The 12691-nt window shown below is 69.7% G+C and carries 10 protein-coding genes; 6 read left to right on the top strand and 4 right to left on the bottom strand.

What is annotated here, in order from left to right:
• Nucleotides 1-34 precede the first annotated feature (34 nt).
• Nucleotides 35-1297 carry a TerC family protein gene (locus tag AB0K08_RS08280; RefSeq protein WP_363353271.1) on the top strand — a complete coding sequence of 421 codons (1263 nt, stop codon included), beginning with the start codon at nucleotides 35-37 and terminating at the stop codon, nucleotides 1295-1297.
• A 100-nt stretch (nucleotides 1298-1397) separates the two neighbouring features.
• Here AB0K08_RS08280 and AB0K08_RS08285 read toward each other — a convergent pair whose 3' ends face one another.
• The 3 genes from AB0K08_RS08285 to AB0K08_RS08295 all read right to left on the bottom strand — a co-directional run bounded on the left by AB0K08_RS08285 (nucleotide 1398) and on the right by AB0K08_RS08295 (nucleotide 6042).
• Nucleotides 1398-2729 (bottom strand): alpha/beta fold hydrolase, encoded by a 1332-nt coding sequence (locus AB0K08_RS08285; protein WP_363353558.1) that lies wholly within the window; start codon nucleotides 2727-2729, stop codon nucleotides 1398-1400.
• Nucleotides 2730-2824: 95 nt separating this feature from the next.
• Nucleotides 2825-3391, bottom strand: a complete 567-nt coding sequence (locus AB0K08_RS08290) for a GNAT family N-acetyltransferase (RefSeq protein ID WP_363353273.1) — start codon at nucleotides 3389-3391, stop codon at nucleotides 2825-2827.
• Complete coding sequence (locus AB0K08_RS08295) at nucleotides 3388-6042, bottom strand: DUF3516 domain-containing protein (RefSeq protein ID WP_363353275.1); 2655 nt, start codon at nucleotides 6040-6042, stop codon at nucleotides 3388-3390. Before AB0K08_RS08295 ends, AB0K08_RS08290 begins: the two co-directional genes overlap by 4 nt.
• Before the next feature lie 44 nt (nucleotides 6043-6086).
• On the opposite strand from AB0K08_RS08295, the gene AB0K08_RS08300 reads away from it, so the two are divergent.
• Complete coding sequence (locus AB0K08_RS08300; protein WP_363353277.1) at nucleotides 6087-6929, top strand: methyltransferase domain-containing protein; 843 nt, start codon at nucleotides 6087-6089, stop codon at nucleotides 6927-6929.
• 20 nt (nucleotides 6930-6949) lie between these two features.
• Here the strand turns inward: AB0K08_RS08300 and AB0K08_RS08305 are convergent, their stop codons facing one another.
• Nucleotides 6950-7630 (bottom strand): MBL fold metallo-hydrolase, encoded by a 681-nt coding sequence (locus AB0K08_RS08305; RefSeq protein WP_363353279.1) that lies wholly within the window; start codon nucleotides 7628-7630, stop codon nucleotides 6950-6952.
• Nucleotides 7631-7811: 181 nt separating this feature from the next.
• On the opposite strand from AB0K08_RS08305, the gene AB0K08_RS08310 reads away from it, so the two are divergent.
• The 4 genes from AB0K08_RS08310 to AB0K08_RS08325 all read left to right on the top strand — a co-directional run bounded on the left by AB0K08_RS08310 (nucleotide 7812) and on the right by AB0K08_RS08325 (nucleotide 12688).
• A complete protein-coding gene (locus AB0K08_RS08310; RefSeq protein ID WP_363353281.1) occupies nucleotides 7812-8219 on the top strand; it encodes a GntR family transcriptional regulator in 408 nt (135 codons plus the stop codon).
• Nucleotides 8220-8387: 168 nt separating this feature from the next.
• On the top strand, nucleotides 8388-11267 hold the full coding sequence (gene uvrA / locus AB0K08_RS08315; protein ID WP_363353560.1) for an excinuclease ABC subunit UvrA: 2880 nt from the start codon (nucleotides 8388-8390) through the stop codon (nucleotides 11265-11267).
• Nucleotides 11264-11968, top strand: a complete 705-nt coding sequence (locus tag AB0K08_RS08320) for an HAD hydrolase-like protein (RefSeq protein WP_363353283.1) — start codon at nucleotides 11264-11266, stop codon at nucleotides 11966-11968. The genes uvrA and AB0K08_RS08320 overlap by 4 nt, the downstream gene beginning before the upstream one ends.
• A 54-nt stretch (nucleotides 11969-12022) precedes the next feature.
• Nucleotides 12023-12688 carry a lysophospholipid acyltransferase family protein gene (locus tag AB0K08_RS08325; RefSeq protein ID WP_363353285.1) on the top strand — a complete coding sequence of 222 codons (666 nt, stop codon included), beginning with the start codon at nucleotides 12023-12025 and terminating at the stop codon, nucleotides 12686-12688.
• Nucleotides 12689-12691: the final 3 nt, after the last annotated feature.

Below are 12691 nucleotides of genomic sequence, written 5' to 3' on the forward strand. Positions count from 1 at the left end.
GCGGCACACACCCATCTGAACGGAAAGTGACTGCATGGAAATCACAGCGCTGACGTGGATCATCACCATTGCGGTGATCATCGCGCTCCTGGCCTTCGACTACATCTTCCACGTGCGGAAGGCCCACATCCCGACCATCAGGGAAGCGGCCATCTGGTCCGCGATCTACGTGGGGATCGCCCTCGTGTTCGGACTCGTGTTCTTCCTGTTCGGGGATACCCAGCACGCCGTGGAGTACTACGCCGGGTACATCACCGAGAAGGCCCTGAGCGTTGACAACCTGTTCGTCTTCCTCGTCATCATGGCCTCCTTCAAGGTCCCCCGCGAGTACCAGCAGAAGGTGCTGCTCTTCGGCATCACCTTCGCCCTGATCTCGCGCACCGTCTTCATCCTGCTCGGTGCCGCGGTGATCGAGCTGTGGTCTGACGTGTTCTACCTGTTCGGCCTGGCCCTGCTGCTCATCGCGGGCGGTCAGCTGAAGGGCGAGCTGACCGGCAGCGAGGAGAACAAGGACGAGGCGGACAACGTCCTGGTGCGGCTGGCCAAGCGCATCCTGCCGGCCTCGGACGAGTACCACGAGGACAAGCTCTTCACCCGGGTGAACGGCAAGCGCCTGATGACCCCCATGCTGCTCGTCATGGTGTCGATCGGCCTGACCGACGTGCTCTTCGCCTTCGACTCCATCCCCGCCATCTACGGCCTGACCCAGGATCCGTACATCGTGTTCTCGGCCACGGCGTTCTCGCTGATGGGTCTGCGCCAGCTGTTCTTCCTCATCGACGGGCTGCTGGACCGCCTCGTCTACCTCTCCTACGGCCTGGTGGCCATCCTGGGCTTCATCGGCGTCAAGCTCATCCTGCACGCCCTGCATGAGAACAACCTGCCCTTCATCAACGACGGCGAGAACGTCCCGGTGGTGGAGATCTCCACCGGCCTGTCCCTGCTGGTCATCCTCGGGATCCTCGTGGTCACCGTGTTCGCCTCCCTGTACAGCCCCAAGGGCAAGGCCCTGGTGGCCCTGCAGAACGCCGAGAAGTTCGCGCACCGTTACACCAAGCTGGACGAGGACGCGACGGCCGATGAGCGCCGGGTCGCCGAGGAGAAGATGGACCGGTGGACGCGCGCGGCGGAAGACGTCTCCCCGCACTTCCGCAAGGACCTGATCGATCACAAGGACAGCTACTCCGAGATCATCCGGACCGCCCACGAGACCCGCGTGGCCTCGGCCACGGCGGAGGGTCGCGACGTTCCGGAGATCTCCGACTCCATCGTCAAGAACCAGGGCCCGAAGGTCTGACCCGACCCACCTCGTCAGATGACGGAGGGCCCCTCCCGGACACCGTCCGGGAGGGGCCCTCCGTTTCTCACCGGTCGGTCAGCGGCCTGTCAACGGCCTGTCAGCCGCTGGTCATCTCGAGGAGGTGCCGGAGGATCACGGCACCGTCGTCACCGAGGCCGTCATGTTGGTACTCATCGGTCTCCCAGACCTCGAGCCCGGCCACACGGGAGGCCGTCTCCAGCGAGAGGTCGCGGTCCACGTAGACATCGTGCGTGTACACGGCCGCCGCCGCCGGGACGGTGTTCTCGGCCAATCGATCCGGGCTGTAGAGCGGCCCCCAGCCCTCGCGTTGCGCCAGCGCCTCGGTGACCCCCGCCAGGGGCGCCAGCGCCGGATCCAGCTCCGGGTACCAGTCGAACACCATCTCGCCGGTGAGCAGCGGGTTCTCGGCCCGGGCGGGGTCGAAATCGGCCAGCCCGGGGGAGGTCTCCAGGAGCCGCTGCGCCGCCCAGGCGGTCGCGGTGCTGCCGGCGGTGCCGGTGGCTCCGCACTCGAGGGGCTGGGCGTAGATCGACTCGTGCATCACGAGGTAGAGGGGGTTCGCGGCCCGGCTGACCTGCTGGTACAGGCCCTGCAGGAAGGTGTCGGACAGCTGCGGCCCACCGGCCGACTCGACGAACGCCTCCTGCAGCAGATAGTGCAACTGGTCCATCCGGGTGTTGCCGCCCAGGTACATCCCGAGCATCTGCACCCGGCCCACGGTGACCGGGGAGCCGTCCGGCAGCATGACCCCACCGGCGCGGACCCTCGCGTAGATGCGGGCCAGCGCCCGGCGGTCCTCGGGGAACCGGCCGAAGTACTCCGCGTTGCGCGCCCGCATCCGCTCGAAGGTGGCCCGGTAGACCCGCTCGGCGTGACCGGTCAGGGGTGCGAGTCCGCCGGTGATGAGGGCCCGGGCCATCCCCTCGGGATGCCACGAGAGGTAGCTGAGGGCGCAGAACCCGCCGAAGCTCTGGCCCAGGACCGTCCAGGGCCCGGCGCCCAGCGCCAGCCGGATCAGCTCGGCGTCCTGGACGATCGACGGCGCCCGGAAGTGCACCAGGTAGTCCGCCTGCTCCGCGGCGGAGCCCAGCGCCGGTAGCGTCTGCCGGTTCGCCGGGGTGGACAGTCCGGTCCCGCGCTGGTCCAGCATGAGGATCCGGAAATGCCGCGCGGCCTCCTTCATCCAGCCGCCGAGCCGGGCCTGGCGGACGCCCTTGCCCCCGGGGCCGCCCTGCAGGAAGAGCAACCAGGGCAGCTCGGCCGTCTCCGCCGCGGCCGGCACAGGGTCCGGCTCCGCCGCGGCTGACCGGTACTCGCGGGCGTACACCGTGATCGGCTGACCCTCGGGCCGGGCATGGTCCAGCGGCACCGTGAACCAGTGGTCGGTGATCCGGGTGCCGTCCAGCAGCTCAGACGTGGTGCCGACGCGGTGGCTGGCGGATCCGTCCGCGAGCACCGCGGCCGGCGCCGCGAAACAGCGCGGATCACCCGCGACGCCGGCCCTCACCGGACGCTGCCCGGGTCCGGTGCCGCGTCGTCCTGTGCCGGGCCGCTCTGCGCTGCGCGGCGTAAGGCCTCGCCGGACAGCCGGTAGGTGGTCCACTCGTCCAGGGGCGCGGCCCCCAGAGCCCGGTAGAACCCGATGGAGGGCTCGTTCCAGTCCAGGACGGTCCACTCCATCCGGGCATAACCGCGCTCGGCGGCGAGAGAGGCCAGGTGCAGCAGCAGCGCCTTGCCGTGGCCGCGGCCACGGGCCGCCGGATCCACGTAGAGGTCCTCGAGCCAGATCCCGTGCGTGCCCTCCCACGTGGAGTAGTTCAGGAACCACAGCGCCAGGCCGACCACGGTGGCCTCGCCGCCCTCGCCCCCGCCCTCCTCGACCACATGGCAGAACACGGCGGGGTGTTCCCCGAAGAGATGCCACGTCAGGGCCTCCGGCGTGTTCTTGACCGCATCCGGTTCCCTCTCGTAGACCGCGAGGTCGTGGATGAGGCGCAGGATATGGGGGACATCGTCCGGTCGGGCCGGACGGATGGTGCCGGGGACCCGGCTCACGGCGTCCCGGCTCATACCACCCACCCCGGTTCGGGCGCGCCCACGGACACCACGTGCACCACGGGGTGGGCGGCCTCGTCCGAGGCGTCTAGGTCCACCACGGCGTTGATGCCCCAGTCCAGGTTGCCCTCCGGATCGACGAGGACCTGCCGGACCTGCCACCAGCGGTGACCGCTCACGCCCACCGGTGCGCCGCCGTCGGGCCCTGGTTTCGGGGTGCTGTCCACGCGGAAGTACTGCGGTCCGCGGCCGGCCGGGCCGTCGTCGATGTCCTCATAGTCACCGAAGTAGCCGTCCAGGGCATCTGCCCAGTCCTGCGCCGAGAAGGCGTCCCCGGCCTGGCTGCCGAGTTCGGCGAGGGCGGCGTCCTGCTCGTCCCCGAACAGGCGGACCCGGCGGAACATCGCGTTGCGGACCATGACCGTGAAGACCGGACGGTTGGCCGTGAGCCGCGGGGGTTCGGGGGGAGCCAGCTGCTCGTGGTCCTTCTTGAGCTCCTCCACGTCCCCGGCCACCAGGTCCTCCCACTCCTCGATGAGGGAGGAGTCGGTCTGCTTGACGATCTCCGCCAGCCAGGCCATCAGGACGTCCAGCTCATCGTCCCGGCTGTCCTGGGGGATGGTCTGCCGCAGCGCCTTCACCGCGTCCGTCAGGTACCGCAGCAGCACCCCCTCGGAGCGGGACAGGCCGTAGAAATTCACGTAGTCGCTGAAGCCCATGGCCCGTTCGAACATGTCCCGGACCACGGACTTCGGGGTCAGCTCGAAGTCGTTCAGCCAGGGCGCCGTGGCCCGGTAGGTCTCGAACTGCTGCTCGAGCAGCTCGGCCAGGGGCATCGGGTAGGTGACCTCGTCCAGGGCGTTCATCCGGTCCGTGTAGTCCATGCCCTCGGCCTTCATGGCGGCCACGGCCTCCCCGCGGGCCTTCTTGACCTGGGCGGACAGCACCTGGCGCGGCGGCTCGAGGGTGGCCTCGACGATCGAGACCAGGTCCAGGGCGTACCCCGGGTCCGCGGGGTCGAGGAGGTCGAAGGCGGCGAGGGCGAAGGGGGAGAGGGGCTGGTTGAGGGCGAAGTTGGCCTGCAGGTCCACCGTGAGGTCCACGGTGCGGCCCTCGGCGTCCGGCTGCGGCAGCTTCTCCACCACCCCCGTGGCCAGCAGCTCGCGGAAGATGCCCAGGGAGCGGCGCATGTGGGCGGCCTGCTTGGCGGGGCTCTCGTGGCTGTTGCGGAGCATGCGACGCACGGCGATGACCGGATCGCCCGGCCGGTCCAGGATGTTCAGCAGCATGGAGTGGCTGATGCGCATCTGGCTGGACATGGGTTCCGGATCGGCCGAGATCAGCTTCTCGAAGGTGGCCCGGCCCCAGGAGACGAAGCCCTTCGGCGGCGTCTTCTTAGGGGAGGACTTCGTGGACTGCTTCATGCGCTTGCTGCGCTCCGCCTCGTCCTTGACGCCGGCGAACTTGGCAGCAAGCTTCTGCTGGGTCTTCGCGTTCTCGATGACGTGCTCGGGGGCCTGGACCACCACGAGCCCCGCGGTGTCATACCCGGCCCGACCGGCCCGGCCGGCGATCTGGTGGAACTCGCGGGCCTGCAGGATGCGGGTGCGCTCACCGTCATACTTGCTCAGCGCCGTGATCAGGACGGTGCGGATGGGCACGTTGATCCCCACGCCGAGGGTGTCCGTGCCGCAGATGACCTTCAGCAGGCCCTCCTGGGCCAGGCGTTCCACCAGGCGGCGGTACTTGGGCAGCATCCCCGCGTGGTGGACCCCGATCCCGGAACGGACGAGGCGGTTGAGGGTCTTGCCGAACCCGGCGGAGAACTTGAAGCCGGCGATCCGTTCGGCGATGGCGTCCTTCTCCTCTCGGCTGGCCACCGACACCGAGGACAGCGCCTGGGCCCGCTCCACGGCGTCGAGCTGGGAGAAGTGCACCACGTACACGGGCGCCTGGCGGGTCTGGACGAGCTCGTCGACCTTGTCCTGGACGTGGTCCTCGGACCATTCGAAGGTCAAGGGGATCGGCCGCTCCGCGTGGGCCACCGTGACGGCGGTGCGGCCCGTGCGCTGACCCAGGTCCTCCTCGAAACGCGTGGTGTCCCCGAGGGTGGCGCTCATCAGCAGGAACTGGGCCTGCGGCAGCTCGAGCAGGGGCAGCTGCCAGGCCCATCCGCGTTGCGGGTCGGCGTAGAAGTGGAACTCATCCATGACCACCGTGCCCACGTCCAGGCCGGAGCCCTCGCGCAGGGCCTGGTTGGCCAGGATCTCCGCCGTGCAGCAGATGATGGGGGCGTCCCCGTTCACCGAGGAGTCACCCGTGACCATGCCGACCCGGTCCGCACCGAAGATCTCCACCAGGGCGAAGAACTTCTCGGAGACCAGGGCCTTGATCGGCGCCGTGTAGTACGTCCGTTGACCCGTGGACAGGGCGTGGAAGTGGGCGGCCACGGCCACCAGGGATTTCCCGGATCCCGTGGGGGTCGCCAGGATCACGTGGTGGCCCTGCACCAACTCCATGACGGCCTCGTCCTGGGCGGGGTACAGGCTCACGCCCCGGGAGCGGGTCCAGTCCAGGAACCCGTCATACACGGCGTCGGGGGAGGGCCGGGCCGGACGGCCGTCAGCAGCGGGCTCGGCAGCGGGGATGAGATCGGAGAGCAACATTACGTCCAGCCTACGTCGCCATCCGGACGCGCTAGCGTGGGGGCATGCAGGACTTCACCTGGGATCCCCAGCAGTACACCCTCTTCGCCGACCGACGGGCCCGGCCGTTCCGCGACCTCACCGCCCGGGTCCGCGCCGCGGACCCGAAGGTCGTGGTGGATCTGGGGTGTGGGCCGGGGAACATGACGCGCACCCTGGCCGAGCGCTGGCCGGGTGCCCGGGTCATCGGGTTGGACTCCTCGGCGGACATGGTCCAGACCGCCCGGCAGCTGGCGGCCGAATCCGGTCTGGACAACCTCAGCTTCGACCAGGTGGACGCCCAGCGGTGGCAGCCGGACGAGGAGGTGGACGTGGTGGTGTCCAACGCGATGCTGCAGTGGATCCCGGACCACCGGCAGCTGGTGGCCGGGTGGCTCGAGGCGCTCAGACCCGGGGCCTGGTTCGCCGTCCAGGTGCCCGGCAACTTCGCGGCGCCGTCCCACGCGACCATCGCGGAGATGTCCCGCCGCCCCGAGTTCACCGACGCCCTGCACGGCGTGATGGAACGTGAATCCGTCTACACCACCCACGAGTACCTGCAGACCCTCATCGCCGCCGGCTTCGAGGCGGACGTCTGGGAGACCACGTACAGCCAGCCCCTCACCGGCAACGACCCGGTCTACGACTGGGTGCGCGGTGCCGCGCTGCGCCCCTCGCTGCAGCGGCTGGAGGCCGCCGACCGGCGGGACGGCAGCAACCTGCAGGAACGGTACATCGAGGAGTACCGGCGGATCATGCGGGACTCCTACCAGACCTACCTCACGCCCGAGGGGGTCCGGCTGACCGACTACCCGTTCCGCCGGATCTTCATGGTGGGCGTCAAGAGCGACCTCTCACCCAGTATCTGAGCCGGCCGCGCGGCCCCGCCTCACCAGCCGCGTTCGCGCCACTCGTCGAGGTGGGGGCGCTCCGCGCCCAGGGTGGTGTGGTCACCGTGGCCCGGATGCACCAGGAGGTCGTCCGGGTAGACCTCGAACAGGCGCTCGACCACGTCGGCGTACAGCGAGGCGAACCGCTCCGGGTCCTGCTGCGTGTTCCCCACACCTCCCGGGAAGAGGCTGTCCCCGGAGAAGCACAGCGGCGGGCCGTCCTCCGGCTCGTAGACGAGCGCCACGGAGCCGGGCGTGTGGCCCCGGAGCCCGACGACGGCCAGCGAGATCCCGTCGAAGGTCGCGGTATCGCCGTGGTTGAGCAGGACCTTGGCCGCCACGCCGGTCTCCGCCTCGATGGCTGCGGCATCCTCCACGCCGGCGGCGGTCGGCACTCCGGTGGCGTCCACGACCTCGGCGAGGGCGCGGATGTGGTCCCAGTGCTGGTGGGTCGTGATGATCACCGCCAGCTTGAGCTCGCAGGGGGTGTCCTCACCGGCGGACTGGAGCAGCTCGCGCACCGCCTCCGCATCGTCAGCCGCGTCGATCAGCACCTGCGTCCCGGACGTCTTCGAGGTGATGACGTACACGTTGTTCGACATCTCGGAGACGGCTCGTTGGCGGACGGTCACCCGGGGCAGATCGTGCAGCAGCCGGATGGGAGAGGTGGATGAAGGCATGGGCCACAGTCTAAGGACGTTGACCACCACCGGGGCAAGCCCACGACCCGGGTCAAGGCACGGGGCGCGCCCGCCGGGATCCGCGGGAGCCCACCGGGTTCCGCCGGACCTGACCGGGCTGACTCGGATAGGGTGGCGGGACCGGGATCCTCAGCGGGATCACACCAGAGACGGGAGACACATGGGGAGCCAGACCGAGAACTCCGCTCCCTCGGTCCCCGCCTGGCTGGTCACCGCGCTGACCGTGAAGTCGACCTCGACCGTCCCGCCGTATGAACAGGTGCGGACCGGGCTGCTGGACCTGATCCACCGCAGCCGGCTTCCCGTCGGCAGCAAGCTGCCCACCGTCCGGGCGCTGGCCGCGGCCCTGGGGGTCTCGGCCAACACCGTGGCCCGGGCCTACAAGGAACTGGAGCAGGCCGCCGTGGTGACCGCCCGGCCCCGGCTGGGGACCGTGGTGGCCCAGGGCGCCGATTCCGCCGAGTCGCAGTTGGCCGCCGCCGCCGCGGCCTATGCCGAGGTGGCGCGCACCCTGGGGTACGGACGGCGTGAGGCCGTCCGGCACCTGGAGGCGGTCTTTCCGGCCTGAGGCTCCCGGACTGAGGAATTTTCGCTGAGGGCCGACGGTTCGAAGGGGTGTTCGAAGCCGGTCTGCCATACAGTGGATTCCGTGCCGAAATCCCTCACCACCCCCGAGTCCACCCAGGGCCTCGCCGCCGGTCCAGCCACCGGTGCCCACCGCCACGATCCCGACCGGATCGTGGTCAAGGGTGCCCGCGAACACAACCTGAAGAACGTGGACCTGGACATCCCGCGTGATGCCCTCGTGGTGTTCACGGGCCTGTCCGGTTCCGGCAAGTCCTCCCTCGCCTTCGACACGATCTTCGCGGAGGGCCAGCGCCGCTACGTGGAATCCCTGTCCTCCTATGCGCGCATGTTCCTCGGCCGCGTGGACAAGCCGTCGGTCGACTTCATCGAAGGCCTGTCCCCGGCGGTCTCGATCGACCAGAAGTCCACGAACCGGAACCCCCGGTCCACGGTGGGCACCATCACCGAGGTCTACGACTACATGCGTCTGCTCTGGGCGCGCATCGGCATCCCGCACTGCCCCGAGTGCGGCGAGCCGGCCAGCAAGCAGTCGCCGCAGCAGATCGTGGACCAGCTCGGTGAGCTGCCGGCCAAGACCCGCTTCCAGGTCCTCGCCCCCGTGGCCCGCGGCCGCAAGGGCGAGTTCGTGGACGTCTTCGCCCAGCTGGCCACGCAGGGCTTCTCCCGGGCCATCGTGGACGGGGAGCTCATCCAGCTCTCCGATCCGCCGAAGCTGAAGAAGCAGGTCAAGCACACCATCGCGGTGGTGGTGGACCGACTCGCCATGAAGGACGGCATCCGGCAGCGCCTCACCGACTCCGTGGAGACCGCCCTGAACCTCGCGGACGGCCTCGTGGTGATCGACTTCGTGGATGTGGACGCCGCCGTGGACCCGGCGAAGGCCAACGCCGGGGAGTGGGACGCCTTCGATGCCGAGGGGAACCCGAAGTTCCGCTCGTTCTCGGAGAAGCTGTCCTGCCCGAACGGCCACCAGCTGACGATCGATGAGATCGAGCCGCGGTCCTTCTCCTTCAACAACCCCTTCGGCGCCTGCACCGTCTGCACGGGGATCGGCACCAAGCTGGAGGTGGACGAGGACCTCGTGGTCCCGGACCAGGACAAGTCGCTGGCCGAGGGGGCCATCGCGCCCTGGTCGCTCGGCAAGTCCACCGCCGAGTACTGGCAGCGCCTGCTCTCCGGACTGGCCGGTGAGGTCGGCTTCGGCATGGACACCCCCTGGAAGGCCCTGCCCGCGGCCGCGCGCAGGGCCGTGCTGCACGGCAAGGACTTCAAGGTCGAGGTCTCGTACCGGAACCGCTTCGGCCGCGAACGCCGCTACACCACCGGCTTCGAGGGCGTCATCGACTACATCCACCGCAAGCACCTCGAGACCGAGTCGGACCACGCGCGGGACCGCTACGAGTCGTACATGCGCCAGATCCCGTGTGCCGCCTGCCACGGCACCCGGCTGAACCCGACCTCGCTGTCCGTCACGGTGGGCGGCAAGTCGATCGCGGAGGCCTCCGTCCTGCCCATGCAGGAGGCCATCGACTTCTTCGGGCAGCTCTCGCTCTCGGAGCGGGACCTGCAGATCGCCGACCAGGTGCTCAAGGAGATCCTGGCGCGGCTGCGCTTCATGCTGGACGTCGGCCTCAACTACCTGAACCTGGAACGCCCCGCGGGGACCCTGTCCGGCGGGGAGGCCCAGCGCATCCGGCTGGCCACCCAGATCGGCTCGGGGCTCGTGGGCGTGCTGTACGTCCTGGACGAGCCCTCCATCGGCCTGCACCAGCGGGACAACCGTCGCCTGATCGAGACCCTCATCCGGCTGCGGGACCTCGGCAACACGCTGATCGTGGTGGAGCATGACGAGGACACGATCGCGGAGGCCGACTGGATCGTGGACATCGGCCCCCGGGCCGGCGAGCACGGCGGCGAGATCGTCCACTCGGGCTCGCTCGAGGGGCTCAAGGCCAACACCCGCTCGCTGACCGGCGACTACCTCGCCGGACGCCGCGAGATCCCCCTGCCCCCACAACGCCGCCCGCTGGACCGGGACCGGACCGTCAGCGTGGTCGGGGCCCGGGAGAACAACCTGCGCAACGTGAGCGCCGAGTTCCCGCTGGGCGTCCTCACCGCGGTCACCGGCGTCTCGGGCTCCGGGAAGTCGACCCTCGTCAACGAGATCCTGTACAAGGTGCTGGCCAACCAGCTCAACAACGCCAAGAACGTCCCCGGCCGCCACAAGCGGGTCAACGGGCTGGAGCACCTCGACAAGGTGGTGCACGTGGACCAGAGCCCGATCGGGCGCACCCCGCGCTCCAACCCGGCCACCTACACCGGCGTCTTCGACACCATCCGGAAGCTGTTCGCGGACACCCAGGAGTCAAAGGTCCGCGGGTACCAGCCGGGGCGGTTCTCCTTCAACATCAAGGGCGGGCGCTGCGAGGCCTGCTCGGGTGACGGCACCCTGAAGATCGAGATGAACTTCCTGCCGGACGTCTACGTCCCCTGCGAGGTGTGCCACGGAGCCCGCTACAACCGGGAGACCCTCGAGGTGCTCTACAAGGGCAAGAACATCGCCGAGGTCCTGCAGATGCCGATCGAGGAGGCCGCCGAGTTCTTCTCCGCCTTCGGCAAGATCTCGCGATACCTCAACACGCTGGTGGACGTGGGCCTCGGGTACGTCAAGCTCGGCCAGCCGGCCACGACGCTCTCCGGGGGCGAGGCGCAGCGGGTGAAGCTGGCGGCCGAACTGCAGAAGAGGTCGAACGGCCGCTCCATCTACGTGCTGGACGAGCCGACCACGGGACTGCACTTCGAGGACATCCGCAAGCTGCTCGGCGTCCTGCAGTCCCTCGTGGACAAGGGCAACACCGTGATCACGATCGAGCACAACCTCGACGTCATCAAGTCTGCGGACCACGTGATCGACCTCGGCCCGGAGGGCGGCTCCGGCGGCGGCCGGATCGTAGCCACCGGGACCCCGGAGGAGGTGGCCCGGAACAAGGCCAGCCACACCGGCCGATTCCTCGCCGCCGTCCTGTGAGCGTCCCGGTCAGCCGGCCCGCGATCCTCTTCGACCTGGACGGGACCCTGGTGGACCCGGCGGGGTCCATCACGGGCGGGATCGCGGCCTCGCTGCGGCACCACGGCCTGCCGGTCCCCGGACCCGATCGGCTCCATGCCCTCGTGGGCCCGCCGCTGCGGGAGGGACTCCGCTCCCTCGAGGGCGTGACGGAGGAGAACCTGCCGGCCGTGATCCGGGACTACCGGGCGCGCTACCTGAGCCACGGCATGGCGGCGAGCACCGTCTACCCCGGCGTCCGTGAGGCGCTGACGGACCTGGGCGGCGAGTACCGGCTGCTGGTCGCCACCTCGAAGCCGCGGACCCTGGCCCGCCACCTGCTCCAACGCCAGGGACTGGACCACCACTTCGCGGCGATCTGCGGCTCCGACGATGATGAGACCGCGCCGGTGCCGGCCCACGGCACCAAGGTGCAGGCCATGGCCGAGGCCCTGGCCGCCGTCGGGCACCCTCAGCGGGCCGTGATGGTGGGGGACCGGCACTTCGACCTGGACGGCGCGGCCCACCACGGCCTGCCGGGGATCGGGGTCCTGTGGGGTTTCGGCACCAGGGAGGAGCTGGCCGGCGCCGGGGCCACGGCCCTGTGTGGGGACGCCGCGGACCTCCCGGCGATGTGCCGGCGGCTGGTGCGCTACGGACATGCAGGCCAACCGGCACTATGATGGATCCGGTCCGCGGCGGGTGCCGCGGAAACACCAGCAGTGGAGAGGACGGTCATGGCGACCAGTGAAGCCGTGCGCACGGGGATGCGTGCCATGGTCAAGGTCACCTGCCGGCCCACCGTCACCGGGCTGGAGCACGTCCCGGACTCGGGCGGCTTCATCGTGGCCAGCAACCACCTCTCCTTCTTCGACTCCGTGATCCTGCAGGCGATGATGCCGCGCATGGTGCACTTCTTCGCCAAGTCGGAGTACTTCACCCAGCCCGGGCTCCGGGGCAAGGTCATGAAGGGGTTCTTCGAGTCCGTCGGGTCGATCCCCGTCGCGCGGGACCAGCAGGCCGCGTCGGTGGCTGCCCTGGACCTGCTCGTGGACCACCTGGAGGCCGGCACCGGCGTGGGCATCTACCCCGAGGGCACCCGCAGCCGGGACGGGCGCCTGTACAAGGGCCGCACCGGGGTCGGCTGGCTGGCGCTGGCCACCGGGGCGCCCGTGGTGCCGGTGGGGCTGGCGGGCACGGAGCGGCTCCAGCCGCCTGGATCCAACCGCTTCACCCCGCACCGCTTCTCGCTCACGGTGGGTCCGCCCCTGCAGTTCGAACACCTGGGTGCCAAGCACCCGCTGCCCCCACGCCGGCAGGCCACCGCCGAGATCATGGACGCCATCGCCGCCCTCTCCGGGCAGGAGCGCGTGGCCTCCTACAACACCCCCGCCGGACAGTGAAGG

This window comes from Citricoccus sp. NPDC055426 (genome assembly GCF_040677445.1).
GTDB lineage: Bacteria > Actinomycetota > Actinomycetes > Actinomycetales > Micrococcaceae > Citricoccus.

Excerpts from the sequence above, each read along its gene's own strand:
- AB0K08_RS08290 (WP_363353273.1), bottom strand. The coding sequence starts at position 3,391 with ATGAGCCGGGACGCCGTGAGCCGGGTCCCCGGCACCATCCGTCCGGCC.
- AB0K08_RS08295 (WP_363353275.1), bottom strand. The coding sequence starts at position 6,042 with ATGTTGCTCTCCGATCTCATCCCCGCTGCCGAGCCCGCTGCTGACGGC.
- AB0K08_RS08310 (WP_363353281.1), top strand. The coding sequence starts at position 7,812 with ATGGGGAGCCAGACCGAGAACTCCGCTCCCTCGGTCCCCGCCTGGCTG.
- AB0K08_RS08300 (WP_363353277.1), top strand. The coding sequence starts at position 6,087 with ATGCAGGACTTCACCTGGGATCCCCAGCAGTACACCCTCTTCGCCGAC.
- AB0K08_RS08280 (WP_363353271.1), top strand. The coding sequence starts at position 35 with ATGGAAATCACAGCGCTGACGTGGATCATCACCATTGCGGTGATCATC.
- AB0K08_RS08305 (WP_363353279.1), bottom strand. The coding sequence starts at position 7,630 with ATGCCTTCATCCACCTCTCCCATCCGGCTGCTGCACGATCTGCCCCGG.
- AB0K08_RS08325 (WP_363353285.1), top strand. The coding sequence starts at position 12,023 with ATGGCGACCAGTGAAGCCGTGCGCACGGGGATGCGTGCCATGGTCAAG.